Source organism: Aurantimonas coralicida DSM 14790 (genome assembly GCF_000421645.1).
Classification (GTDB): Bacteria; Pseudomonadota; Alphaproteobacteria; order Rhizobiales; family Rhizobiaceae; genus Aurantimonas; species Aurantimonas coralicida.
This window is the reverse complement of the sequence record NZ_ATXK01000016.1, coordinates 12147-37943: the sequence shown is the minus strand read 5'-3', so window position 1 is coordinate 37943 and position 25797 is coordinate 12147. Positions and strand designations below refer to the sequence as shown.

26 protein-coding genes and 1 pseudogene are annotated in these 25797 nt (G+C 63.7%); 15 read left to right on the top strand and 12 right to left on the bottom strand.

What is annotated here, in order from left to right; all coding sequences use genetic code 11:
• Nucleotides 1–307: transposase (locus tag H536_RS25530; protein WP_425304060.1), on the top strand; the 307-nt coding region annotated here is incomplete at its 5' end.
• 65 nt (nt 308–372) lie between these two features.
• Here the strand turns inward: H536_RS25530 and H536_RS25525 are convergent.
• A pseudogene (locus H536_RS25525) lies at nt 373–663 on the bottom strand (HNH endonuclease domain-containing protein); the annotation flags it as partial.
• A 482-nt stretch (nt 664–1145) separates the two neighbouring features.
• Nucleotides 1146–2066 (bottom strand): HNH endonuclease, encoded by a 921-nt coding sequence (locus tag H536_RS0121125; RefSeq protein WP_024352319.1) that lies wholly within the window; start codon nt 2064–2066, stop codon nt 1146–1148.
• 489 nt (nt 2067–2555) lie between these two features.
• Between H536_RS0121125 and H536_RS0121120 the strand changes: the two genes are divergently transcribed.
• The gene (locus tag H536_RS0121120; protein WP_024352318.1) at nt 2556–3356 is read left to right on the top strand and encodes a metallophosphoesterase; all 801 of its coding nucleotides are present in this window, start codon (nt 2556–2558) and stop codon (nt 3354–3356) included.
• Nucleotides 3357–3511: 155 nt separating this feature from the next.
• Here the strand turns inward: H536_RS0121120 and H536_RS0121115 are convergent, their stop codons facing one another.
• From H536_RS0121115 to H536_RS0121090, 6 genes are all read right to left on the bottom strand, one after another.
• Nucleotides 3512–4108 carry an RraA family protein gene (locus tag H536_RS0121115; protein ID WP_202814808.1) on the bottom strand — a complete coding sequence of 199 codons (597 nt, stop codon included), beginning with the start codon at nt 4106–4108 and terminating at the stop codon, nt 3512–3514.
• Nucleotides 4105–5151 carry a maleylacetate reductase gene (locus H536_RS0121110; RefSeq protein ID WP_024352316.1) on the bottom strand — a complete coding sequence of 349 codons (1047 nt, stop codon included), beginning with the start codon at nt 5149–5151 and terminating at the stop codon, nt 4105–4107. The genes H536_RS0121115 and H536_RS0121110 overlap by 4 nt, the downstream gene beginning before the upstream one ends.
• Nucleotides 5148–5816: an RraA family protein gene (locus H536_RS0121105; protein ID WP_024352315.1), complete on the bottom strand. Its 669-nt coding sequence runs from the start codon at nt 5814–5816 to the stop codon at nt 5148–5150. Before H536_RS0121105 ends, H536_RS0121110 begins: the two co-directional genes overlap by 4 nt.
• A 13-nt stretch (nt 5817–5829) precedes the next feature.
• Nucleotides 5830–7119 (bottom strand): TRAP transporter large permease, encoded by a 1290-nt coding sequence (locus H536_RS0121100; RefSeq protein WP_024352314.1) that lies wholly within the window; start codon nt 7117–7119, stop codon nt 5830–5832.
• Nucleotides 7116–7619: a TRAP transporter small permease gene (locus tag H536_RS0121095; RefSeq protein ID WP_024352313.1), complete on the bottom strand. Its 504-nt coding sequence runs from the start codon at nt 7617–7619 to the stop codon at nt 7116–7118. Before H536_RS0121095 ends, H536_RS0121100 begins: the two co-directional genes overlap by 4 nt.
• 71 nt (nt 7620–7690) lie before the next feature.
• A complete protein-coding gene (locus H536_RS0121090) occupies nt 7691–8713 on the bottom strand; it encodes a TRAP transporter substrate-binding protein (RefSeq protein WP_024352312.1) in 1023 nt (340 codons plus the stop codon).
• 110 nt (nt 8714–8823) lie between these two features.
• Here H536_RS0121090 and H536_RS0121085 point away from each other — a divergent pair, with 110 nt between their 5' ends.
• The 3 genes from H536_RS0121085 to H536_RS0121070 all read left to right on the top strand — a co-directional run bounded on the left by H536_RS0121085 (nt 8824) and on the right by H536_RS0121070 (nt 12679).
• On the top strand, nt 8824–9642 hold the full coding sequence (locus H536_RS0121085; protein WP_024352311.1) for an IclR family transcriptional regulator domain-containing protein: 819 nt from the start codon (nt 8824–8826) through the stop codon (nt 9640–9642).
• 431 nt (nt 9643–10073) lie between these two features.
• Nucleotides 10074–10724, top strand: a complete 651-nt coding sequence (locus H536_RS0121075) for a hypothetical protein (protein ID WP_024352310.1) — start codon at nt 10074–10076, stop codon at nt 10722–10724.
• Nucleotides 10709–12679 (top strand): AAA family ATPase, encoded by a 1971-nt coding sequence (locus H536_RS0121070; protein WP_244495415.1) that lies wholly within the window; start codon nt 10709–10711, stop codon nt 12677–12679. The genes H536_RS0121075 and H536_RS0121070 overlap by 16 nt, the downstream gene beginning before the upstream one ends.
• Nucleotides 12680–12812: 133 nt before the next feature.
• On the opposite strand, the gene H536_RS0121065 is transcribed toward H536_RS0121070, so the two are convergent.
• Both H536_RS0121065 and H536_RS0121060 read right to left on the bottom strand, forming a co-directional pair.
• A complete protein-coding gene (locus H536_RS0121065) occupies nt 12813–13598 on the bottom strand; it encodes an HNH endonuclease (RefSeq protein WP_081652020.1) in 786 nt (261 codons plus the stop codon).
• Between the two features lie 456 nt (nt 13599–14054).
• Nucleotides 14055–14363 (bottom strand): hypothetical protein, encoded by a 309-nt coding sequence (locus H536_RS0121060; protein WP_024352307.1) that lies wholly within the window; start codon nt 14361–14363, stop codon nt 14055–14057.
• Between the two features lie 530 nt (nt 14364–14893).
• Between H536_RS0121060 and H536_RS0121055 the strand changes: the two genes are divergently transcribed.
• The 9 genes from H536_RS0121055 to ccoS all read left to right on the top strand — a co-directional run bounded on the left by H536_RS0121055 (nt 14894) and on the right by ccoS (nt 24193).
• Complete coding sequence (locus H536_RS0121055) at nt 14894–15301, top strand: hypothetical protein (RefSeq protein ID WP_155898578.1); 408 nt, start codon at nt 14894–14896, stop codon at nt 15299–15301.
• Between the two features lie 664 nt (nt 15302–15965).
• Nucleotides 15966–17609, top strand: coding sequence for a cytochrome-c oxidase, cbb3-type subunit I (gene ccoN / locus H536_RS0121050; protein ID WP_373279278.1), 1644 nt, complete (start codon nt 15966–15968; stop codon nt 17607–17609).
• Between the two features lie 10 nt (nt 17610–17619).
• The gene (ccoO, locus tag H536_RS0121045) at nt 17620–18420 is read left to right on the top strand and encodes a cytochrome-c oxidase, cbb3-type subunit II (protein ID WP_244495416.1); all 801 of its coding nucleotides are present in this window, start codon (nt 17620–17622) and stop codon (nt 18418–18420) included.
• 10 nt (nt 18421–18430) lie between these two features.
• Nucleotides 18431–18586, top strand: a complete 156-nt coding sequence (locus tag H536_RS0121040) for a CcoQ/FixQ family Cbb3-type cytochrome c oxidase assembly chaperone (RefSeq protein WP_024352303.1) — start codon at nt 18431–18433, stop codon at nt 18584–18586.
• A 3-nt stretch (nt 18587–18589) separates the two neighbouring features.
• Nucleotides 18590–19462 (top strand): cytochrome-c oxidase, cbb3-type subunit III, encoded by an 873-nt coding sequence (gene ccoP, locus H536_RS0121035; RefSeq protein WP_024352302.1) that lies wholly within the window; start codon nt 18590–18592, stop codon nt 19460–19462.
• Nucleotides 19463–19678: 216 nt separating this feature from the next.
• The gene (ccoG, locus tag H536_RS0121030) at nt 19679–21232 is read left to right on the top strand and encodes a cytochrome c oxidase accessory protein CcoG (protein ID WP_024352301.1); all 1554 of its coding nucleotides are present in this window, start codon (nt 19679–19681) and stop codon (nt 21230–21232) included.
• Between the two features lie 3 nt (nt 21233–21235).
• Nucleotides 21236–21718, top strand: coding sequence for a FixH family protein (locus tag H536_RS0121025; RefSeq protein ID WP_024352300.1), 483 nt, complete (start codon nt 21236–21238; stop codon nt 21716–21718).
• 10 nt (nt 21719–21728) lie between these two features.
• Complete coding sequence (locus H536_RS0121020) at nt 21729–24038, top strand: heavy metal translocating P-type ATPase (RefSeq protein ID WP_024352299.1); 2310 nt, start codon at nt 21729–21731, stop codon at nt 24036–24038.
• On the top strand, nt 24035–24193 hold the full coding sequence (gene ccoS, locus H536_RS23955; RefSeq protein ID WP_081652019.1) for a cbb3-type cytochrome oxidase assembly protein CcoS: 159 nt from the start codon (nt 24035–24037) through the stop codon (nt 24191–24193). The genes H536_RS0121020 and ccoS overlap by 4 nt, the downstream gene beginning before the upstream one ends.
• 38 nt (nt 24194–24231) lie before the next feature.
• Here the strand turns inward: ccoS and msrB are convergent, their stop codons facing one another.
• Nucleotides 24232–24639, bottom strand: coding sequence for a peptide-methionine (R)-S-oxide reductase MsrB (gene msrB / locus H536_RS0121010; protein WP_024352298.1), 408 nt, complete (start codon nt 24637–24639; stop codon nt 24232–24234).
• Nucleotides 24640–24764: 125 nt separating this feature from the next.
• Here msrB and H536_RS0121005 point away from each other — a divergent pair, with 125 nt between their 5' ends.
• Complete coding sequence (locus tag H536_RS0121005) at nt 24765–24980, top strand: hypothetical protein (protein WP_024352297.1); 216 nt, start codon at nt 24765–24767, stop codon at nt 24978–24980.
• 79 nt (nt 24981–25059) lie between these two features.
• Here H536_RS0121005 and H536_RS0121000 read toward each other — a convergent pair whose 3' ends face one another.
• A complete protein-coding gene (locus H536_RS0121000; RefSeq protein ID WP_024352296.1) occupies nt 25060–25758 on the bottom strand; it encodes a ribonuclease activity regulator RraA in 699 nt (232 codons plus the stop codon).
• Nucleotides 25759–25797: the final 39 nt, after the last annotated feature.

Below are 25797 nucleotides of genomic sequence, written 5' to 3'. Positions count from 1 at the left end.
CTCCTCGGTGACGTTTGATAACGACACCGCCTTCGCCCGCCACCGCCTGCTCGACGACCTGTTCGGCATGTCGACCTGGTTCTGCGACGCCTACGCTTCCTGGCAGAAGGGAGGCGTCGAAAACGCCAACGGACGATTGCGACGATGGCTGCCCAGATGGCTCGATCTCGACACCCTGTCCGAAGCCGATCTCCAGGACGCCATTGTCAGCCTCAACACCACGCCGCGCAAATGCCTCGGCTTCATCACCCCTTTCCAGTGCCTCCTCCAGGAACTTGGCAAGGACGTCCGAATCCGCTTCTCATGAGCATGTTGCGTTTCGCGCTGGAATCCACCCATCCTCTCAACGAGACCGATGTTGGGCAGTCGGACGCCCTTACTGGCGTTGAGTGACGTCGCCATCGGCACGAGGTTCCAGATCCGGTCGTGAGCGACGAACGACCACGGTACGAAATGGTCGAGCGAGAACTCCCGTCCTTGGAGCGCCCGCCCCGTGTAGAAGCACTCTGGATCCGCGTTCTCGAGCGTCGAGATCCAGAACTTCCGCTTGTACCCGAGGCCACCACCGCGGTCGGGCGGGCCGATCTTCTCGGGGATGCCAGGCACAGTCGGATTGCGCGACTGCAGGAACCGGATGAGTTCACGCTCGCCGAGGGCGCGCATGACGCCGAGATTGTCGGCGATATGGTCGAACCAATGACGTTCGATCTCGATCCCCACCTTGTCGATTCGATAGGGCACGGCACCCGGCGTCGCGAAGAGTTCGAGCGCAGCCTCGCGCCCCGATCGGCCGGCCGCCTTCAGCCAGGGCTCAAGGAACTTGTCCGGAACGTAGCGAAGGATGCCTTTCCCGCGCTCGCGATCGAAGGTCGGCTTCACCGCATTCCCGTCGTCGTCGCGCAGGCCGGCGAGCTTCCGATGGATCTGATCCTGCGGTCCGAACGACAGGCGGTAGGTGACGGCCGGCCAGAACGCCATGTCGAGCATCCGCCCTGCCATCTCGTCGAACGGCACGAACAGATCGATCGAGGCCCGGCCTGCCCTGTCCCGCACGGCCTCGATGAGCGACAGGAACCAGAATGCCTTGTAGGACGCCGTCATGTCGCGGAAGGCGCCGGCAAGAGGTCCGGTGTCGACCGCCATACTCACAGGCTGCCCGCCATGTGCTTGTCACGGTGCTTCTGCAGATAAAACTTGTGCGGACTCAGGCTCTTGTCCTTCGGCAGATGGATCCGCTTCCGATAAGGCTCGACAAGCCGCTTGAACTCCGCCGGCACCTTGTTGTCGGAGATCTGCAGGGAATAGTCGTCGTTAACTCGGATCAGTCCGCGGTCGAACATCCAGTGCGCCGTCTTCGACAGGGCGATGCCGTTCTGGACGACGTCGGGTCCGCCGTCCTTTACCTCCCATATATGCGCGCCATCGACTTCCGGCCTGCCGCCGCCGTTGCGAATCGACAGGCCGGTGAACGCGCATTTGAAGTCATAGGCGCTGCGGACATCCCGCCTGAACGCGGCCTCGCGGATTGGACGCTTCATGAGGATTTCCTGCATGCGCCGGATCTGCTGATCGAACGGCAGATTCAGCAGATCGGCGCCATCGCGGATGAGTTCGGGATCATCGAGATCGAGAAGCGCCGTCTTCCTCGGATCAAACAGGTCGGCAAGGCCGGCACGGACGATCGCGCCGAAGTCCTCGTTCGAGAGCGGACGTATCGGGTTACCTTGGGTATGAGGGCCGACCGCGATGTTCGGCAGTTTACGAAGCGCCTCCTCACGATTTTCCGACCCGTCTCGGAACGGCACCTGCGGCTCGAAGGCGAGGAAGTTCCGAATGCGTGCGACGCGCATGCCAATCGGCACCGTCAGTTGCTCTACCGAGTAGACCTCGCCGACGCCGATGTAGGCCGAGGGTGCGCTACCGTCACCTCGGCGGGATCGATGGATGACCACCCACCCGAGTCCGACCTCCTTCATCTGACCATCATGACGCGAACGAAATCGATACTCGCTCTCGATCCGATCTTCGTAGTCGGTACCTGGCCTCCAGGTAAAAACGCCCGGCATGGCGTTACCTCGTCATACTTCGAGGGGCCGCCCGCTTCACAATCATCATGCCCCCATACACCCAACGACCGTGATATACCCACGAGGTCTCTGTCAGTTGTTTGGCATGATCGACAAGAACACGAAAGTCAGCGTCGGCCATACTCATCGTAGGGAGAACCTAGTCGAGCAGCAGAATTCGTCAGCCACGCTTGGTCGGCGGTCGCTGGAATATTGCCGTCGATATCAAGCTTGGCTACGAATGGTGCACTGCCCTCCCCGGTGAATAACCGTACTACAGAGGCGGAAACCATCCGCTTACGGCCCCACTCGACTATTAGCGAAATTGGAGCTATCTCGAGTACATGACCTACGAGACCAGAAAGCCCGTCGTGATGAAGGAAACGCCGCAGCGCTAACGCTGCTGGCGATCGTCATCACGTGTCCGAACATCGGGCAGCTTTCTTCTTTCTGGACGTTCGCTTCCAGTCCATCTCGAGGTACGGCGCCATGGATAATCCGCGCCTTCTGATCCTATCGGATCTTCATCAGAACGATGGCGGCCGCCCCTTTGACCCGGCGACCGAAATCAGCACACCGTTCGACATCGCGATCGTCGCCGGCGACTGTGCCGGCCGGCTGACATCGTCGGTCGCATGGCTTGGCGAGCGCTTCGCTGGGGTGCCGACGATCTACGTCCCTGGAAATCACGACTGGTACCGAGACGGCTCTGCGTTCGGCTTCACGATCGAAGACGAGCTTGCGGCCGGTCGCGATCTGGCAGCCCGGCTCGGGATCACCCTGCTGTCCGACGAAGTCGCGACGATAGGCGGTTTGACGATCCTCGGCGCGACGCTCTGGACCGATCTGCATTCGCGTCTGCATGCCAGCCGGCGCCATGCGTTCGCCGAGGCGAACCGGTGGATGAACGACTATCAATTCATCCATCGTGCCTCGTCTACACGGCGGTCGCGGCGGATCACCCCTGACGACACGCTCGCATGGCATCGCCGCACGCGGCGCTTCCTCGCGGACGCATTCGCCGACGGCGTCGATCCTCGGCGCACGATCGTCGTTACGCATCACGCGCCCAGTCCGCGATCGCTGGCGTTGCCCGGTGACCGCCTAAACCACTGCTATGCCTCGGACCTTGAGCCTAAGATCAGGGGTTGGCGTCCAGCCGCGTGGATCCACGGACACATCCATACCGTGCGCGACTATGCGCTCGGTGATACGCGGATCGTCGCGAACCCGCAGGTTCGCGCCGGTGAGGCATCCGGGTTCGATCCGAACCAAATCATTGAGGTCTGAGCGTCAGACCTCGATGAGCAAACCCGCCGAGGTGAATAACGAACGGGTGGTTGCGACTTCTCCTGCCAAGCGCTGGCACAAGAGCGATCTTGTCTATCTGCTCGCTCAGATCCGCGCCGGCCAATTCCTGAGCCTCAACTTCATCAGGTACAGCTTCAAAGGACGAGGCCCATAATCGATTGCAAGCTTTCCCCGGCTTCCATTCGAGAGCGGAACGATGCCTCTTTCTCTTCCCGCTTGTGGCACGCTTCGGTGACGGTTCGGACCATGTTGGCATCGACGACCACGAGTCCATCATTGTCTCCGACAATAATGTCTCCTGGCGCGATGGTCACCTCGCCAATACGCACGGTATCCGGCGCCGGCCCCTTCATCTTCTTCGTGGTCCCACGAATGCATTGACCTGTACAAAATACGGGGAAGCCGTATCGAGCGATATCGTCGCCGTCGCGGACCGATCCACTGATGACCAGGCCAGCAATTCCCTTCTGCATTGCAGAGAGCGTCATCAAGTCCCCCCAGGGACCGGCTTCGGACTCGAAGCCGGCATCTGCGACAATGATGCTGCCTTTTGGCGCGCCAAGAATGGCGGCATGCAGCATGAGATTGTCCCCGCCCGGGGATCTCACCGGGAATGCTGGGCCATAAACACGCATGCCGGCTACCAACGGCTTGATCGACGATGGGAGCGCGCCTTTCTGCCCACTCGCTTCATGAATCGTGGCCGTTCCGAAGTCTGCGAGACTGGTCATTGTGGCCTCCGGCCAACACATGCATCACGAAGAACGGACACGATCGCATCGCGCTCCATCGGACGTGGATTGGGATACGGGGCGGCAAGTACGAGATCCGCGGCTTCGTCGATATCTGCGGGATCGAAGCCGAACTGAGTCAAAGTCATCGGGGCGTCGCAGGCGTCCGCCAGATCCCACAGACCCGCTGCGGCCTTCTCGGTGCCGATCGCATTGGCGATCCGTCGCATTGCCTCGGGCGCGGCATCGGCGTTGTAGCCGATTGCATGCGGGAGCATGACTGTATGCGTTTCAGAATGAGGGAGCCCGAACGTCCCACCCAGGACGTGACAGAGCTTGTGGTGGACGGCCATGCCCGAGTGAGCCATGACGAGGCCGGCCAGATGTGCTCCGTAAAGAAGATCCGCCCCCCCGTCGCCTTCGTAGGCCCCCGTGGATCGTATTCCGCCCGCCAGGCGACGAAGCCCTTCCTCAGCGATCGTCGTTACCAGCGGCGACTGGTCTTCCGGATACAGAGCCTCGCAGCAATGAGCCATCGCGTTGATTGTACTGGTCACGGCGGTGGACCGCGGCATCCCGTCGGTCAGATCTGGATCGTAGACGACCGTACGCGGAACCACCTCGCGGCTCTTGCCGCCCTTCTTCGTGCCGTCCTTAGTCACGGACCAAGCCGGAGTCATTTCCGACCCCGAATAGGTCGTGGGAACTGCGAGAATTGGAACCGGTCGTTCGATCGCGACCGCCTTGGCGATGCCGATCGGTGAGCCACCGCCGACCGAAATCATGCCGTCAGCATCCATGTCTCGTGCCGCAGCAAGTGCATCGGCGACACATTCTGCCGGAGCGTGGACCACCGCTTTGGCGAACAGGTTCGAGCCTGGGAGTGATGCGGATAGCTTTTCTGCTAGCTCTGATCGTCCATTTGTCGAGATGACGAGCACGCGTTGGAGACCGAGCTTGCCGACCTCATCGGTGACGGTCCGGACCTTGCCGCGCCCAAAAACGATCCGGGTAGGATACGGCTCGAAGACGAAGCTGTTCATGCACGGTCCTGTCTTGTCTGAAGGGAGTGATATCCGGCATTCCGGCGCGCCTCGATGAGCGGTTTTCCGGCGCGGACCTCTTCGAGAATGTTTTCTTCGCGTTCGGCTATGCCGCTCGCGATTTCGATCACTTCGTCGATCCTGTTGCGCGGGATGAAGACAACACCGCCCAGATCAGCGACGACCATATCGCCCGGCTCCACTCGGACGCCGCATATTGAGACTGGAACCCCGACGCGATCGAGAACGACCCTGTCCTTCCCTGTCCGCATCGCCGCCGAACGGGCGAAAACCGGAAAGCCAATTCCGGTGGCTTCGTCGACATCGCGGCAGATGCCATCGATCACTGCACCGCCCACGCCTCGAAGCTTACCGGTTTCGCAGAGGATGTTGCCCCAGACGGTGCAATCGAGACGACCGTGATTATCGATCACGACGACGTCGCCGGCGTCGCAGTCGTCGATGAAATCGCCGACGTTGCCCTCGGACATCCCTTGCGGGAGATAGGCCAGAGTAAAGGCCGGTCCTACAAGACGCTCGCACGGATACATTGGCTTGATCCCGAGCGCCTGACCGGGGATTCCCAACTTATCGAGGGCATCGGAGATTTCCGAGGTCGAGAGGTCGCGGAGAGCGGCGACGGCGCTCCGGCTGTCGGTGTCCATCGGTGGTGGCCTTTCAGAACATTAGGTCGGGAAGGAAGGTGACGATCTGCGGGAACAGGATCAGCAGAATCACCACGATCACGTCGACGAGGATGAACAGGGAAGCACCCTTGAACGCGTCTTTGAGATCCGCATTGACGGCTCCCGCAGTCACGAAAACGTTGATCCCTACGGGCGGCGTGACCAATCCGATCTCGACCATCTTCGTCGCGATAATGCCGAACCAGATTGCGTCGTAGCCAAGGCTGATGATCAGAGGGAACGCCAAAGGAAGCGTCAGTACGAGGATCGACACTGGATCCAGGAAAGCACCCAAAACCAGATAGACGAGCAGGACGGCGACCAAGACGGCGGTGGTAGGCATGCCGGAGGCTTGCACCCAGCGGATGGTATCCTGGGCGATCTGTGTCGAAGTCAGATAATAGCCGAAGATCGATGCGGCGATGATGATCGCAAATATCATCGCGGTCGTCTTCGAAGCCCTTTCAAGCGCGCCGATGATCCCTTTCCGGCGCAGGCCACTGAACAGGATGCCGATGACGAAGGCCCCAGCCGCGCCTACAGCGCCCGCCTCGGTTGGCGTCACAAAACCGGAATAGATGCCGCCAAGCACGACCGCGATGAGAAGGATCGCAGGCCAGATAGGCTTCAAAGAGCCCATCTTCTCCTCGCGGGTAAACTTCTTCTCGGCGGTTGGTGCGACCGAAGGCTCGACGCGTGCCCAGATGTTGACCAGCAGGATGTAGCCCGTCGCTGTCATGATACCGGGTATCAGGCCGGCAACGAACAGCCGTCCGATCGAGCTTTCCGTCAGGATGCCGTAAAGGATCAAGATGACGCTCGGCGGAATGATGACGGCCAGAGTTCCGGCCGAGGCCACGATCCCGAGCGAAAGCCGATCGTCGTAGCCGTACTTGCGCATTTCTGGCACAGCAATTGAGGACATCGTGGCAGCCGCTGCAGGACTGGATCCAAGTAGCGCCGCCAGCAGCGCGCTCGCGAGCGTCGTTGCGACCGCCATGCCGCCCCGTAGGTGACCGAGCCAGTAGTGACCTGCTCGGAAAATGTCCTGCGCCATCCGGCCGCCCGCGAGAAACTCGGCCATCAGGATGAACATCGGAATTGTCGTCAGCAGGAAGGATGCGCTGGAACGATAGGGCGACGTCTGGAGAATGCCGAGCGTCGGATTCAATCCGAGTTGCAGAAGAAGCCCGGCCGTCCCCGTGATCAACAAGGCGAAGGCGATGGGCGCCCCGATGACGATCAGGACAAGAAGCATGATGGCGAGAAGAGCGAGCGTCATATCGACTTCACCTCGCGATTCCCCGAACGTCCGACAAGCTTAAGACCGTCAACGAAAAGCCGGATGGCCAGGACTGCGGAACCAACAGGAACGATGGCTCGTGAGAGTCCGGTAGGCCACGGCACGACACCTGCAGTGACACGCCAGGCCGCTATGTCCGACCAGGCAGTCTGACCACTCTTCCATGCGATCGCCGCGAAGCATGCTGAAGCTGCCAGATAAACCAGCAAGAGTGCGCTCCTGCGGGCTGTATCAGGCAGGAAACGATGGAAAAGAGAAACCGAGACATGCCCATCGAGACGCTGGGTATTTGCCAGAGCGAAGAATATCACCATCGGCATCAGATAGAGTTCGGTCAGATGGTAGACGTCTGGCAGCGTCTCGGCGAAAGCATATCGGAGGATGGCGTCGACCGTTATCAGAACCATCATCGCCATCAGCGCGAGATAAGTTCCGAAGACCAGGGCTCGTTCGACTACCGTCAAGGCACGGTCGAGCATTTTCGTTTCCGGGATAGTTTAAGGGGCGGAAGAAGGCGCGGATGAAGACCAGGCTTCATCCGCGCACCTGATCAGTTGGTTGCGTCGAGCGCAGCCTTCCACTTCTTCAGGATCTCTGTTCCTGGCTTGCCGCGCTCATCGAGGCGCTGAGCCCATGTATCCGCCACGCCGGACAGTTTTTTGTTCCAGTCCTCAAGGACCGGGGCGTCAATCGAATAAACGTCAATACCTTCGGAGGAGAATTCTTCGGCGATCTTCTGCTCGTTCTCGTCCATCCACTCGGCGACGTGTTTCGCGGTCTCATCGCCAGCTTCTGTCATTGCCTTCTGAACGTCGTCAGGAAGACTTTCGAACTTTTCCTTCCCGATGACGAGGGTGAATGCGAAGCTTCCGAAGCTGCCATTGTCCGAGACGGCCTTGAGGACCTCGTTCAGCCTGTAACCCTTGAGCGACGCGAACGCGTTGACCGTGGCATCGACGGTCCCGCGCTGGAGAGCGGCATACATGTCAGGACCGCCCATTGGAACGGCGGTCGCGCCAAGGCGCTCTGCGGCTATCTCGAGAATGCCACCGGGCGTGCGAAGGCGGACGCCATCGAAGCCAGCTTCCGAATTGATGGCGCCCTTGGTCGAAGCGACCTGATACGGCGGGAGCATGGCTCCGAAGAGCGGGACGACACCTTCAGGCTCGAATTCTTCTGCAGCGAGATCGGAATCGAGAAATTCCTGGAACGCTGCAGTGCCACGAACGGACTTCTCAAAGAAGCCCGGAAGCTCGGTGACACCCGACAGCGGCAGCCGATCCGCGAACGACGACATCGGAACGTAGGTTACGTCTGCGATGCCGTTCTTCGCCATGTCGAGCATGTCAGCGAGAGGTCCCATCTGGCCGCTGGTGAAATAGTCGAAGGTGACTTCTCCATTCGACAATTCCTCAACCCGTCCCATCCAGAACTTCACCGCCTCTTCGGAAAGGTAGTGACCGCTCGGAAACGCGTCGGCGACGCTGATGCGGGTTTCCGCGTCCGCGTGGCCGGCCGAAAGAGCAGTGGAACACGCGATCAACGTGCCCGCGAGAATGCGCGTAAACTTCATGTCTGTCGTCCTCCCGACAGCGGTGCCGGTTTACTCTCCCGACCTGCCCCGCTATAGTGTTTGCACAGCAATCACAGTGATCGCACTGCAAGCATTAGGATGGCACGTCGATGCCTGTCAACTCCGCCGCCGGAACCACCGACGAAGTTTTGGGCAGCGTTCATGATCGAAACGAGTACGTCGAAAGCTTCGCAAAGGGGCTGGACGTTCTCTCGGCGATGAGCGGAATGTCGGGCCCTGCGACAATCAGCGAGATCGCAGCGAAGTCAGGCCAAGGGCGTGCTTCAGCGAGACGTTACGTGCTGACGCTGGTTCGCCTCGGCCATGCCGAACAGAAGGATCATGGATACCGTCTTCTTCCGAACGCCGTTCGGTTCGGAAACCAAGACAATGAGGCGGAACTCCTCGCTCGCCACGCGCTGCCGAGGATGAGACGGCTAGTTGACCGTCATCGTGAAGCCTCGTCGTGCGGAACCCTCGAAGATGCTTCCATCCGGATCATGGCATACGCCCGGAGCGACCGGCTCATGTCGATATACCTCGAAGCTGGCGATCGGCTTTCGGTCGCCTATTCAGCGCAAGGTAGGGTTCTTCTAGCCGCCCTGAGCGACGACGCCGTGATGAAGATTCTGGCACGTGATGGCAGGATTTTGGCGTCGCACGATCCTCATGCCGCGAGGAATCTGGTTCTCGATCAGGTTCGGATCGCGCGCAAGAAAGGCTTCGCGATCGTGGATGAGGAACTCGAAAAGGGCGTGCGGTCCTTAGCCGTTCCGATCATTTCGCCCCGAACAGGCGATGCGGTGGCCGCGATAAGCGTGTGCGCCCATTCCAACCGTATGAGCGTCTCGCAACTCACTGACGGTTGTCTGCCCGATTTGCAGGCCGTGTCAGAAGAGACGACGATTTCTGTCGGCGCGCTCGCTTAACGTCTTTTTCGAGAGCAGCGCGTTTCGTATCACGCCAGGCATGTACACAGGTCGTCCTGCCGGAGGCGACCATATCCTTGTTCCGGCTTCCAATACGCAAATTGGCTGGCGATGCCTGGCGCGGTTTCTCATGTCCTGCGCTTCCTGACGTAGCCGGCCGATATGCACTGGGCGGCCTCGTCGAGATCGCGTGCTTGGTCGGCCCGTTCGGTTCGATGCGCTTGCATAATCCCCTCCGTTAACCTTCGAACCCCCGACGAATCAGCGTTGACCGCCGGCCTATGTTCGCACTATGTTCTCATTCATGATCAAGCGCACCGAAAAGAAGATGTCCGTCGTCGTGGCTGTGCGCCCGACGACCTGCAGCGCCGGATAGGGTAATCAGCCCGTCGTCCGGCGAACGCCCACGCGTTTTCTTTCGGACCGACGACATGCCCTCCCGCAATCATTCCCTTTCTGACAATTCCAACGCCGGCAATTTTACGGACCTGCACACGCTTTCCCGTCGTCGGGCCTCCTCCGCCCGGCGCTTCGGGCCCGTGGGTACGGTCTTCTGCATCGGCCGCCCTGTCTTCCGCTCGCAGATTGCCCGCGATCTCGCGTTGCTTCTCGATCTCGATCCGGCTGTCACCGCATGGTCGTGCCTGCCGGCCGTCGTCGAGTTGGCGAGCGCCGATGGTGAGATCGTCAATCACGTGCCCGATTTCCGTGTCGTCGGCAGCGAAGGGCGCGAAAGCTTCCTGGATGCCGGCGAGACCGGCCTGACACCGATCGGCCCGACGATCACCTATCGCACGATTCCTGAAGACGAGATCCGCGTCGAACCGGCGCTCGCCAACGCCCGCGAGATGATGCGCTACGCCAAACGCGTGGTGCCGCTCGGCGACCGGGTGCGCCTGCTCGCCTACCTCGAGGAGATGTCGCCGATCACACTGATCGAGGCCGCCTCCGCCATGCGCGAGAGCCCCGAACCCATCGGTGCCGTCGTCGCGCTCGCCCTGAAGCGCGTGATCGCCCTGGAGTGGCGCGAAACGCCAATCGGCCCCGAGACACAGGTGAGATCCCGATGTCGACAGAACTGAGAACAGGATTCGAAGGGCTGCGCCTGCGGGCGCGCCGAGGAAGACATGCGATGAGAAACCGACCGGACCCGGAAGATTTGGCGTTGTTCAACGCAGCCACATACGAGATCGTCGAGGACCTGAGTCCGTCTGCTCGCATGTTGTTTGACGCTGTCGATGCGAACATCGCGGCCACGACCCGCTTGCGAGGTGACCGGCCGCTCCTCGTCACCGCGAGCGTGTTTTCGGATCACTGGCTGGACAGCGCCAGGCAAGCGATCAAGACCGCGATCCGAGCGGCATGGCCGGATCCACACCTGCCGATCACGACGATGACCGCGACGACGGCGCACCGGCTCGATCATGGCTATCCGTTCGAGCTTCATCGACTGCCTGAGATGCTGAACGAGACGACACCCTGCATCTGCCTGTTCCCGCCCCAACACGAGGCTCCGGAGATCCTGCGCGTTATCTCGGACGCCTTCATCGAGATCATTGATCCTTCGCGCGAGGACCTCGAGTTTCGGCTCGGCTTCCTGGACGAGCCTCCGCATCTGCCTGATGGGACGACCGGCTCGGTCTACCGGCCACTCGAACTCGACTTTGCGGGCGGGCGCGGCCGCACGCCCGCCGAGCGCCTTCGCCTGCTTGAAGAGATCCGCGGCATGCGGATTGCGAGCGAGCAGGCGACGCCCGGGAGAAACATCACGACGGGTCCCCGCATAGAAGATCTGCACGGCTATGGTGATGCGGGGCGATGGGCGCTGCAACTCGTTGCGGATCTATCCGCCTATCGGCGGGGCGAGATCGGCTGGGAAGACGTCGACGCCGGCGCACTCTTCGTCGGCCCGCCCGGGACGGGCAAGACCCTGCTCGCGCAAGCAATCGCGAATTCTGCCGGCGTCCACTTCACAGCGACGAGCTACGCCCAGTGGCAGTCCAACAAGTCTGGTCATCTGGGGGATGTCACCAAGGCCATTCGTGCCGTCTTCGAGGCGTCCGCGAAGAACCTGCCGGCGATCGTCTTCATCGACGAGATCGACACGGTCCAAGGGCGCGGTGGATCTAACAGGTCCGCCGACGCCTGGTTCACGGCGATCGTCACCTGCCTCCTGGAGTGTCTGGACGGGATTGGTCGGCGCGAGGGCGTCGTGGTCATCGCGGCGTGCAATGACGATGCGAACCTCGACGCGGCGCTTGTCCGGTCCGGACGTCTCGACCGGAGGTTCTGGATCGACCTGCCCAACGAGGAAGCGCTTGCAGGCATCTTTCGCCATCACCTCGGTGACGGGATCGAGAGCGCTGTCATTGAGGACGTCGCTGCGCTGTTCGCTGGCACGATTTCCGGCGCGGACGTCGTGCGCATCGCACGCGATGCCCGGCGTCGGGCGCGCATGGCAAAGCGTCCGCTTGGCGGCGATGATTTGATCGCGGTTGCAATCCCGCCCGATACGCGCTCGCCAGCAATGATCCGGCGAATTGCGATCCACGAAGCGGGCCACGCCGTGATCGGAATGGCCATGGGGGAATTCCCCATGGCTCTCTCGCTGATCGACGGCGCTGGCTCCGGCGGGCATGTCACCTACGCGATCGACGATGAAAGCTTTGAAGGGCTTGCAGTGGATCTGCATCGGCAGGTCGTCGCGTTGCTGGCCGGTCGAGCGGCGGAAGAGGTCATCCTGGGTGCGGCTTCGGCTGGCGCGGGTGGATCGGATAGCTCCGATCTTGCCCAGGCGACACGACTGGTCGCAAGGACCGAAGGCTCGCTCGGGCTCGGGTCGTCGCTTGTCCATGGCGCTCAGATAGACAGCAGGCTCGTCCATGGTCGTTTGGCGCGGCTCTATGCCGAAACGGTCGTGATCGTTCGGCAGCATAAGCCAGCGATAGAAGCACTAGCCGCGTTAGCGATCGCAAGGCGCGTGCTCGGACGCGCCGCTCTAGAGAGTTTCGCTAGGGAACACGACCTTCGACGTTGAGTGCAAACCCTTGCCGGCGATCTGACTGGCAAGGGTTTTCAATGCACGAGAACCCGACCCGATGTGATCGTTGCAAGATGTCGATGACACATTATCGGTAGACCTCGGATTTTACCTTAGATTCGAATCATGGCTATGCCTGTCTTCCCCGCAGCAGTTCGGCGTCCGGCCATAAATCCTCATTTTCCGGCAGCTTCAGTCTCGAGCCATGGAGCGACATCACCGCAGCCTCGTCGATTGGCTCATATCCACCGCACTCCATGTCGGGATCACTGAAGCGGACGATCCTATCAGGCCCAATTTGCAGCCACCCGGCGTCGAACAGGCGGTGATGATTCGCGCAAAGGCAGATGCCGTTCCTCGGGTCTGCTCTCAACTTGCGCTGACCAGATGCCCAAGGGACGATATGAGCGGCTTCCAAAATTTCGGTGAAGCCTATCGAGCAAACAGCACAGCGATATCCGTACGCTTCTAGGATCGCGCTCCGGAAGACCCGCTGCACATCTCCCCTAGAAAGAGTGGCTACCCATTTATCCGGCGCCGTATTCGGCTCTTGCAGTAGCTCGGATGCAATTTTGTTCAGATCTTCCTGTTTTCTTATAGAAAATGGGTTCTCGAGGTTATCCCAATCGAACTGGTAGATTTCTTCCAGATCAGTTTGATCGCCCGGCACCCCCAGGTAGCCGCCGCCCTGAACACCGCTCGCCTTGTTGTGTACGAGAGCAGTCAGGCGCGGGTAACCTTCGCTTTGGCAGTAGTCCTGGATCGGACCTAGCACATAAGCCATTGGCCTCCAATGTATACCAATTTCGTCCGCCGCTTGCTTATATGTAACCGAGGTTTCTGCTTTCGCAGTCCTCACTAAAATCAACCACAGTCGCCCAGCACGCTGAAGCTGATCTACTTTTTGATCTGACATGGTCACCCTCCCCCGCACCCCATTTCGATGATTATTCCTTGAACCATATAGCTACGGCCGCCTTCAAAGGTCCGGGGTATTCGAACAGCCGAATGGCCGCGACTCTGAAGAGATCAGCAATTCCGTTTTGGGTTCAGCGCCAAGGGAGTCCGCTTTTCGCCGTATCTGGTCCGGAACAACGCGGGGAAAACCATCTACTACCATCAGGCCGCGAATATGAGGGCACCTCCCTCGAAGCGACGATGGATTCAGCCCTCAAATGAGACTGCGGGAAACCCGTTGTCGCCTGCGGGAAACTATGTATCGCGTGACATCGTTGCCCGAACATTGGGGTCGTCGCCGACCCACGGTATCAGGAAGCGTTGCGGCACATGCCGCAAGATTCCGCTCGCCCGCTCTTCTTTCACGTCGGCAGCCAAGATTTTCACGCAGGCACGATTTGCCGGCGCGCCGGCACTAGACGCCGGCCTCGAACACCAGATCCATCTTGTCGAAATCAATAACCTGGACCACTGGCACCCCTGCTACCTCTCCGCTATTGCCAGTCGTTCGCTCGATGCCGGCTCGCGTGAAGCACTCCGCGGCAAGGCGGACACCTTTGAGCTTCTGCCCGTTTTCAGATGCCAGCTTTGCGGCTCCCTTGACGAGGTCGATGATCTCTTCACCCGAACAGTGCGCCGCATCGATGGTGACTGTCCCGCCTTCAGCCTTGGCCTTCATTTCCGCCTCAATAGCTCCGAGCGTGTTGTCAACGAAGTCTGTCATTTCACCCTCCAATGATCTGCCTTGCCGAAACAACTGGCAAAGGCGCGGCCCGTTCCTGCTCCCGGATCTGGGAGACGGATCTCACCGGCTGCTGGCGCTTCGCGCCGACCTTCTGCGACAAATCCTATTGTCACCTGAGGCGAACTATGTGGCGCGCCGATCGCGTAAGTCGTTGATTTCGAGCCGGCCGAGTGGGACGATTGCGGGAAACTATGTGTCGCGGGACAAAAAGCCCCGGAAGCCCTGCTTCCGGGGCTTTTTCGTTTTGGTGACGAGACTCCTGCTCCGGGTGGCTGGACTCCCCCGGTTTCACGCGACGGCGCGCGTACGGGGCCGGCCTGCCGCCGCAAACGGATTGGCAGCAACCCTGCACGGCGCGACGAGCCAGAACGGCCCTCTGCGGCGTCATGACCTGCGACGGACGTTCGCTCTCCCGTCCCGGAGGCACCCGCCCGCGCTTGCCTTGCGCCGACACTCCCGGCAGCTTGATCGGGTGACGCAACGGTAGGCATGCGATGAAGAGGGCTTTGGTGACGATCTTTACCCTCGCCCTGGCGTGGACGCCGGTCGAGGCACGGACCAAGGCGGCCGCCTGGGTGGTGAAGGAACAGATCGCCGAGGCCTGCGATGGCGGGCGGGGCACGATCGATCCGGTCGGCGTGATCGAGCGCGACCTCGACGGCGACGGCAAGTCGGACCTTATCCTGTCCCATGACGCGATCTTCTGCGGCGACGGTCGGTTCGGTCGCAGCATGTTCTGCGGCGCGCAGGTCTGCTCGGTGATCTTCTATGTGCGCCGTGGCGGGCTCCTGAAGAAGGTCGGCGAGGTGCTCGGCGGCGGCGTCACGATCGGCGAGGGCCGCCGCCCGCCCATCTCCATGTACGGGCATGGCGGCCAGTCGGTCTCGGTGAAGTGGAACGGCAAGGCGTTCGAGTGAGGCGTGGCGCTGCGCGGGGCGTGACGGGCGACGGCGCGTCGGTGACGGCCGTTCTGCAGCGCCTCTGATACCGCCACCGTCGAGGCATGGGTCCTCGGGTCAAGCCCGAGGATGACGCGCGGGGGATGTGGCGGCCAGCCGTCGTGCGCCTCTGCGGTCGCTTCTGCTTCTGCGTTTTGACCACGTTCTGTTCAGCGTCGGCTTCCGGCTTCCGGCTTCCGGCTTCGCTATCATCATCGTCACCCGCCACCGTCGTGGTCGCCATCGCTGCCGATCTGCATCGGCCAGCACGCGCCGTCCAGTGCGCTGACGCGCCATACTCCCGAACGAGGTCGTCTTACGCGCCAAGCTCCCGAACAAGGTCGTTATCCTCGGGCTCGACCCGAGGACCCATGCCAAATCCTGGCAGCCGCCTACCGCCTCGCGGGCATGGGCTCCGCCGCGCCGCGGCAACCGCTGCTCCCCCTGACAATCCACGCCGCATCCGTCACACCCCGCACCGGCCGAGCCCACGCGCTTGCGCCCGCAACACCCGCCGCCAGCGCATAACGCCGCCTCCCGCGACCCCGCTTGATCGACATCAAAGCGCCGGCCCGTCGCCGCTGCCACACCACCCCCATCCCGCGATTGCGACCGTCTGATCGAATCGGCGTCCGGCGGGCCTATGACCGAGGGGGTTCCTGACGTGAAATACCAAACCGAGGCGATGTTCATCGGCGGCGCGGCGCTGGTCGCGCTGCTCGGGGCCGGCTTTGCCAGGGATGCGCAGTTCGCCGCGCATGCCTATGTCCTGTTCTTCATCCTGGCGGGCGCGACGGTGGTGCTGCTGCGGCGCATCGAATTCGCCGACGCCGCGCAGATCCCGCTGAAGACCAACGGCACCGAATATGCCGACGAGGTGGTGCGCTACGGCGTCATCGCGACAGTCGCCTGGGGCATTGTCGGATTTCTCGTCGGCGTGCTCGCCGCCGCGCAGCTTGCCTGGCCCGATCTCAACATCGAACCCTGGTTCAATTTCGGCCGCGTGCGTCCGCTGCACACCTCCGCCGTGGTCTTCGCCTTCGGCGGCAATGCGCTGATCGCCACCTCCTTCTACGTCGTCCAGCGCACCTGCCGGGCAACCTTGTGGGGCGGCAATCTCGCCTGGTTCGTGTTCTGGGGCTACCAGCTCTTCATCGTCCTGGCGGCGACCGGCTACCTTCTCGGCATCACCCAGAGCCGCGAATATGCCGAGCCGGAATGGTATGTCGATCTGTGGCTGACGGTGGTCTGGCTCGCCTATCTGGCGGTGTTCCTCGGCACGCTGATCCGCCGCAAGGAACCCCACATCTACGTCGCCAACTGGTTCTATCTGGCCTTCATCGTGACCATCGCGATGCTGCACGTGGTCAACAATCTCTCGATGCCCGTCTCCTTCATGGGCGCCAAGAGCTATTCGGCCTTCTCCGGCGTGCAGGATGCGCTGACCCAGTGGTGGTACGGCCACAACGCCGTGGGCTTCTTCCTCACCGCCGGCTTCCTCGGCATGATGTACTACTTCATTCCGAAGCAGGCGAACCGGCCGGTCTATTCCTACCGCCTGTCGATCATCCACTTCTGGTCGCTGATCTTCCTCTACATCTGGGCCGGGCCGCACCACCTCCACTACACCGCCCTGCCCGACTGGGCGCAGACGCTCGGCATGGTCTTCTCGATCATGCTGTGGATGCCCTCCTGGGGCGGCATGATCAACGGCCTGATGACGCTGCAGGGTGCCTGGGACAAGCTGCGCACCGATCCGATCCTGCGCATGATGGTCATCTCCGTCGCCTTCTACGGCATGTCGACCTTCGAGGGTCCGGTGATGTCGATCAAGGCGGTGAACTCGCTGAGCCACTACACCGACTGGACCATCGGACACGTCCATTCCGGTGCGCTCGGCTGGGTCGGCATGATCTCCTTCGGCGCGGTCTATCATCTGGTGCCCAAGCTCTGGCACCGCGAGCGGCTCTACAGCCTCCGCCTGGTCAACTGGCACTTCTGGCTCGCGACGCTCGGCATCGTCGTCTACGCAGCGGTGATGTGGGTCTCGGGCATCATGCAGGGCCTGATGTGGCGCGAATACGGAGCCGACGGCTACCTCGTCTACTCCTTCGCCGAAACCGTCGCGGCCATGCATCCCTACTACGTGCTGCGCATGATCGGCGGCCTGATGTACCTCGCCGGCGCGCTGATCATGGCCTTCAACGTCTACAAGACCATCCGCGGCGAGATCCGGTCGGAAGTACCGATGGGCGGACAGACGCCCGCAATCCAGATGGCAGGGTAAGGGGCCAGACATGAGCAAGGAAACCGAACGTCCCACCCTCGACGGCGCCCTGCCGGAAGTGAAGGCCGACCCGGTCGCCCGGGGCATTCTCGCCAAGCATGGCCGGGTCGAGCGCAACGCCACGCTGCTTCTCGTCCTGTCCCTGCTGGTGGTCAGCGTCGGCGGCATCGTCGAGATCGCCCCGCTGTTCTACCTGGAGAACACCATCGAGAAGGTGGAGGGCATGCGGCCCTACTCGCCGCTCGAGCTCGCCGGGCGCAACATCTACATCCGCGAGGGCTGCTATACCTGCCACAGCCAGATGATCCGGCCGTTCCGGGACGAGGTCGAGCGCTACGGCCATTACAGCCTCGCGGCGGAATCCATGTTCGACCATCCGTTCCAGTGGGGGTCGAAGCGCACGGGCCCCGATCTTGCCCGTGTCGGTGGTCGCTACAGCGACGAATGGCATGTTCAGCACATGATCGAGCCGCGCTCGGTCGTGCCGGAATCGGTGATGCCATCCTACGGCTTCCTGGCGACCACCGATCTCGACATGCGCGATCCGGCCGGTCACCTGCGGGCCAATCGCGCCGTCGGCGTGCCCTACAGCGACGAGATGATCGAGAACGCCAGGGCCGACCTGATGGTCCAGGCGACCGCCAATGGCGACACGACCGGCCTTCTCGCCCGCTACCCCAAGGCGGTCGTCGGCACCTTCGACGGCAACAACCAGCGTCTCACCGAGATGGATGCGCTGGTCGCCTACCTGCAGATGCTCGGCACCCTGGTGGACTTCTCCGTCTACGAGCCGGAACGCAACGACCGCTAGGAGCCTCCGGATGGATTTCGACTACCACAGCATGCGTGCCTTCGCAGACAGCTGGGCGCTTCTCGCCCTGACGCTGTTCTTCCTCGGCGTTCTCGCCTGGGTCCTCCGGCCGGGCGCCAAGCGCGCCGCCGACGATGCCGCCAGCATCCCCTTCAAGGAGGACTGACCGATGAGCGATCACAAGGACATCGACGACGTCAGCGGCATCGAGACGACCGGCCATTCCTGGGACGGCATCAAGGAGCTCAACAACCCGCTGCCGCGCTGGTGGCTGTGGACCTTCTACGCCTCCATCGCCTTCGCGGCGGTCTATACGGCGCTCTATCCGGCCTGGCCGCTGGTCAATTCGGCGACGACGGGCCTGCTCGGCTGGTCGAGCCGTGCGGATCTGCGCACCGAGATGTCGGCGCTGGAGATGGCGAATGCCGACCGCATCGCCGCCATCCGCACCTCGAACGTGGCGACCATCGCCGCCGATCCGGAGCTTCGTCCGTTCGCGATCGCCGCCGGCGAAGCGTCCTACAAGGTCAATTGCGTCCAGTGCCATGGCTCCGGCGCCGCCGGCAGCCCGGGCTATCCGAACCTCAACGACGACGCCTGGATCTGGGGCGGTTCGCTGGAGGAGATCGCCGTCACCCTGCAGCACGGCATCCGCTATGCGCCGGACCCCGACACCCGGGTCGCCGACATGCCGGCCTTCGGTCGTGACGGCATTCTCGATCGCGACCAGATCGCCGACGTCTCGCAATATGTCCTGTCGCTGACCGGCCGCGACGACCGGCCCGACGCCGCAACGCGTGGTGCCGACATCTACGCGCAGAACTGCGTCTTCTGCCATGGCGAGGCGGGCGAAGGCATGAAGGAGGTCGGCGCGCCCGCGCTCAACGACGCGATCTGGCTCTACGGCCGCGACGCGACCGCCATCGCGACGCAGATAAGCCGTCCGCGCCATGGCGTCATGCCGGCCTGGGGCGAGCGCCTCGGCAACACCGCGATCAAGGAACTCGCGGTCTACGTCCACAGTCTCGGCGGCGGCGAATAGGATCCCGCCGCCCGGTCGCGAGGGAGGTCGCGACCAAAGCCCCCGGCCCGCCAGCCGGGGGCTTCGTCTTGTCGGCAAGGCCTCGTCCACGATGGTGCGCTCCCGCGACGCACCCACGCACCGCCGGGCGTTGATGCAGATCAAGGCCGGTCCGCCGACGCGGGGCTATCGACACGGATGCCGCCCTGCGGTGCCCGCCGAACGTCGAGAGAGACCATGCTGCATCAGCCCGACATCGAACGCCTCGACGTCGAAGCCGTCAACGCCGCCAGTCGCCAGGACCAGCCCCTCTACGCCAAGCGCGAGAAGATCTTCCCCAGGCGCACCGAGGGGCAGTTTCGCCAGCTGAAATGGCTGATCATGGCGATCACCCTCGGCATCTACTACGTGACCCCGTGGCTGCGCTGGGATCGTGGTCCCTACGCGCCCGATCAGGCCGTCCTGATCGACATGGCCAACCGCCGCTTCTATTTCTTCTTCATCGAGATCTGGCCACAGGAATTCTTCTTCGTCGCCGGGCTTCTGGTCATGGCCGGCGTCGGCCTGTTCCTGGTCACCTCCGTCGTCGGCCGGGCGTGGTGCGGTTACACCTGCCCGCAGACGGTCTGGACCGACCTCTTCCTCGTCATCGAGCGCTTCTTCGAGGGCGACCGCAATGCCCGCATCAAGCTCGACAAGGCGCCCTGGAGCCTCGACAAGCTGCGCAAGCGGGTCCTGAAGCACGCCACCTGGATCGTCGTCGCCGTGGCGACCGGCGGCGCCTGGATCTTCTACTTCGCCGACGCCCCGAGCCTGCTGACGAGCTTCGTCACCGGCGAGGCGCCGTTCATCGCCTATGCCACCGTCGCTCTCCTGACCGCCACCACCTACGTTTTCGGCGGGCTGATGCGCGAACAGGTCTGCATCTACATGTGTCCCTGGCCGCGCATCCAGGCGGCCATGCTCGACGAGGATTCGCTCACCGTCACCTACAATGACTGGCGCGGCGAACCGCGGACTCGCGGCGCCAAGAAGGCTGCCGCGGCGGGCGTGCCGGCCGGCGACTGCGTCGACTGCAACGCCTGTGTCGCGGTCTGCCCGATGGGCATCGACATCCGCGACGGCCAGCAGATGGCCTGCATCACCTGCGCCCTGTGCATCGACGCCTGCGATGGCGTGATGGACAAGCTCGGGCGCGAGCGCGGCCTGATCTCCTACGCCACGCTCAGCGACTACAACGCCAACATGGCCGCCGCCACGGACCCGGCGACCGGCGCCATCGACCCGTCCCGCGTGCGCGACCATGCGGGCCGCTTCATCGCGGGGCTGCGGCATTTCGACTGGCGCATCATCCTGCGCACCCGCACCCTGATCTACCTGGCCATGTGGTCGGCGATCGGCGTCGGGCTGACCATCGCGCTGCTGGCCCGCGACCGTCTGCAGATCAACGTCCAGCACGACCGCAACCCGGTCGCCGTCACCCTCGCCGACGGGTCCATCCGCAACGGCTACACCGTGAAGCTGCTCAACATGCTGCCGCAGCCGCGCACGATCGGGCTGGCGCTCGAAGGGCTGCCGGAAGCGACGATGACCATCGCCGACATCGATGCGCCGGCCGCGCGAAGCTTCGACATTCCCGTCGCGCCGGATCAGCTGCGTGCACTGCGGGTCTTCGTCGCCCAGCCGGCGAGCGCGCTGCAGGCGGGCGAGACCAGCTTCCGCTTCGTGGTCACCGATCCGGTCGCGGGTGAGACCGACAGCTATTCCGCAATCTTCGAGACGGGGAACTGACCCATGCTGCGTCGCGTGTTTCGTCCTGACAAATTCACCGGCCTGCACATGATCGGCGTCATGGCGCTGTTCTTCGGCACCATCATCTCGGTCAATCTCACCCTGGCCATCTTCGCCAGCACGAGCTGGAGCGGCCTCGTCGTCGAGAACAGCTATATCGCCAGCCAGCATTTCAACGAGCTGACGGCCGAGCGCACCGCCCAGGCCGGGCGCGGCTGGACGGCGACGACGGCTTATTCCGACGGCGTCTTCCGCGTCGATCTGCGCGATGCCGGGGCCCGGCCGCTGCGGGGCGCGCTGGTCGCCGCCACCATCGGGCGCCCCGCCACCGAGCGCGACGACCGGACCCTGCGCCTCGCGCCGTTGCGCGCCGGTGGCTACGGCGTGACCACCGATCTCGCGCCGGGGATCTGGGAGGCAGAAGTCCGGGTCGATGCGACTGGCGAAAAGCCCTGGCAAAGCGCGATCCGCTTCGTGGTCAAGTGAGCGCACGACCATGAGCTGCTGCGGCACCGCCTTCACGCTCCCCGCTGACCTCGGCGACGTCGCCGGCCCCGTCGACCCACGGACCGAGGAACTGCGCCATGCCGGGCGGCAGGCCCCGGACGGCACGGTGACCTATGTCCTGTCGGTGCCCGGCATTCGCTGCGGCGCCTGCCTGTCGGCCATCGAATCCGGCCTGAAGCCCCTGCCTGGCATCGCCTCGGTTCGGGTCAATCTCACCCTGCGCCGGGTGACCGTGGTCACACGCTCCGCCAAAATCTCGCCGGCGGTCATCACCAGCGCACTGGACGCGCTCGGTTATCCCGGCACGCCCGTCGATCTCGGCGATCTCGAAACCTTGGGCACCCGGCGCGAATCGACACGACTGCTGACAGCGCTGGCGATCGCCGGATTCGGGGCGGCCAACATCATGCTTCTGTCGGTCTCCGTCTGGTCCGGGGCCGATGCCGCGACGCGGGATCTCTTCCATCTCGTCTCGGCCCTGATCGCGGTGCCGACCGTGGCCTTCGCCGGCCAGCCCTTCTTCCGCTCGGCCGTCTCGGCTTTGCGGGTCGGGCGCCTGAACATGGATGTCCCGATCTCGCTGGCCGTCCTCCTGGCCCTCGCCATGAGTCTCTACGAGAGCCTGAACGGCGGCGCCGAAGCCTATTTCGACGCGGCCGTGACGCTGATCTTCTTCCTGCTGGTGGGCCGGTATCTCGACCAGCGCATGCGCGAGCGCGCCCGCAGCGCCGTCGTCGCCATCTCGCGACTGGCCGCACGCGGCGCGACGCTGCTCGCCGATGGCGAAACCCGCTACGTGCCCCTCGACGAGGTGCAGCCCGGCATGGTCCTGCGCGTCGCCGCCGGCGAGCGGATGCCGGTCGATGCGATGGTCCTCACGGGCCGGAGCGAACTCGACCGCTCGCTCGTCACCGGTGAAAGCGCGCCCCTCGCCGTGGCGCCGGGCGCCCGCGTCGAGGCCGGCACCCTCAACCTGTCGGGCGCCCTGGAGGTCGAGGCGCTGACGAGCGCGGACGATTCCTTCCTCGCCGAGATCGTCCGCATGATGGAAGCGGCCGAGACCGGTCGCGGACGCTATGTGCGCGTCGCCGACCGGATGGCGCGGATCTACGCGCCGGCGGTCCATCTCCTCGCCGCGGCGACGTTCCTTCTGTGGCTGATCGCGACCGGCGGCGACTGGTATCAGGCGCTCTATGCGGCGATTGCGGTTCTGATCGTCACCTGCCCCTGCGCGCTCGGCCTTGCCGTTCCGGTGGTCCATGTCATCGGCGCCACGCGCCTCTTCGAGGCCGGCATCCTGATGAAGGACGGCACCGGGCTTGAGCGGTTGGCCGAGATCGACACGGTGCTGTTCGACAAGACCGGAACCCTGACGACGGGCACGCCCCATGTCGCGGCGTCGAACATGCCCGCAACCGGTCGCGACGTGGCGCGCGCCCTCGCCGGCCGCTCGAACCACCCCGCCTCACTCGCGCTGCGGCACTATTTGGGAAGCGGTCCTGTGGCGGAGCTCGACGACATCCGCGAATGGCCGGGATGCGGCATTGCCGCCCTCAGGCAGGGTCGCCGCGTCCGGCTCGGACGCGCGGACTGGGTCGCCGAGATCGCGGGCCAGGCTGCGCCTGCCACCGAGGGTGTCTGCTTCGCCATCGAGGGGCAGACATTGGCGAATTTCACGCTTGGGGAATCGCTGCGGACCGGCGCGCATGAGGCTCTCGAAGCCCTGCGATCGGCTGGGCTCAACACCGAATTGCTGTCGGGCGACGGCGCGGTGGCTGTGCACCGGGTGGCGGGCGAACTGGAGATCGGGCATGCGGCAGCCGGCCAGTCGCCGGCGGCAAAGATCGACCGGATCCGCGCGCTTCAGGCAGGTGGTGCCCATGTCCTGATGGTCGGTGACGGCCTTAACGACGCGCCGAGCCTTGCCGCCGCCGATGTTTCCATGGCGCCGGCCTCGGCCTGCGATGCCGGGCGGCTCGCCGCCGACTTCGTCTTCACGCGCGACAGTCTGCGCAGCGTGCCCTTTGCCCATGACATCGCGCTGCGCGCAAAGCGGCTGGTGCGGCAGAATTTCGGACTGGCGATCGCCTATAATTGCATCGCCGTGCCGCTGGCCATGGCGGGTCTGGTCACGCCGCTCGTGGCGGCGATCGCCATGTCGGCGTCCTCGATCATCGTGGTGGCCAACAGCCTGCGACTGTCCGGAGGCGGTTTCGACGGCAAAGCCGGGACGTCGGCGCAGCCGGTCACGGAAGCCCGGTCATCGGGCTTCGAGCCGGCTGCCGAGGCAACGGCATGAATAACCTGCTGATCCTCGTGCCGATCGCGCTGCTGCTCGGGCTGGTCGGCCTCGCGGCCTTCCTGTGGACCGTGCGCACCCGCCAGTACGAGGATCTCGACGGCGCGGCATGGCGCATTCTCGCCGATGACGACACGCCACCGGGCGACAGGTGACGCCACGCACCGGGATCGCCGGTGCGTGGCGGTCGTGATCAGGCGTCGTCGGGCTCAAAATCCATGGCGACGCCGTTAATGCAGTAGCGCAGACCCGTCGGCGGCGGGCCATCCGGGAAGACATGCCCGAGATGGCTGCCGCACTGGCTGCAATGGCACTCGGTGCGGACCATGCCGTGGCTGCGATCCTCGGTGGTCTCGACGGCGCCTTCCACCGGCGTGTCGAAGGACGGCCAGCCGGTGCCGCTCTCGAATTTCTGGCCGGCGATGAACAGCGGCTGCCCGCAGCCGGCGCAGGTGAAGGTCCCCGGCCGCTTCTCGTGCAGCAGGGCACAGCTGCCCGGGCGCTCCGTCCCGTGGCCGCGCATCACCTGATACTGCTCCGGCGACAGCATCGCGCGCCACTCGGCATCGGTGCGTGTGACGGGGTAGGTCTTGGCGTCCATGTCGGTATCCTTCCGTGTCTGTTCCGGTCCGTCGGGAACGAAGCCCGCCGCAGCGGATTGCCCCCCGAACGGATCGGCTGGCTCCCATATAGGGGCGCTGCCGCCGCAACGCACGGGAGTGTCATATGAGCAATGTACCGGACAGGTTCGACAACCAGCAGAACAATCCCGACGCCCAGGATCGTGACCAGGACGTCAGCTACCGCCAGAACGCGCCGAAGGCGCGGCCCTCGCAGGACAACGCCTTCGATCGCCCGGGCAGCGTCGACCGGCTGGGCGGCGAGATCGAGCGGCGCCCGGCCGAGACGGTCAAGGGCGATGGCACGGCCGACGACACCTAGGCCGTCCTGACAGATCGGACATGAAAAAGGGCGGCGCTGCGGCGCCGCCCTTTTGCGTTCTGACGAGGCGCGCTGAGCCTTAGCGGCCGCGGCTCTTCTCGTAGCGCTCGCGGGTTTCCACATTCGGCGGATAGAGGCCCGGCAGTGCAACACCGCGATCGACCTCGGTCATGATCCAGGCTTCCAGCTCTTCCTGCTCGACGCAGGCATCGCGCACCTCGTCGACGAGAGCGGCGGGAATCACCACGGCACCATCGTCGTCCGCCACGATCAGATCGTCGGGGAACACCGCGACGCCGCCGCAGGCGATCGGCTCCTGCCAGCCGACGAAGGTCAGCCCGGCCACCGAAGGGGGTGCGGCAACGCCCGCGCACCACACCGGCAGACCGGTGCCGCGCACGCCGGCGAGATCGCGCACGACGCCGTCGGTGACGAGGGCAGCGACGCCCTTCTTGACCATGCGGGCACACAGGATGTCGCCGAAGATGCCGGCGTCATCGACGCTCATGGCATCGACGACGGCGATGCAGCCGTCCGGCATCGCCTCGATGGCACCACGGGTGGAATTGGGCGACGACCAGGATTCCGGTGTCGCCAGATCCTCGCGCGCCGGCACGAAGCGCAGCGTGAAGGCGCGGCCGACGATCCGCTCCATGCCGTCTTCCATCGGCATCGGGCCGCGCAGCCAGACATTGCGCAGACCCTTCTTCAGGAGGATCGTAGTGATCGTCGCGGTGGCGATCTTGCGAAAGACTTCGTTGGTCGAGGTTTGACTCACGGAACACGCTTCCTGCTGATGACGGTGGCCATCGATACC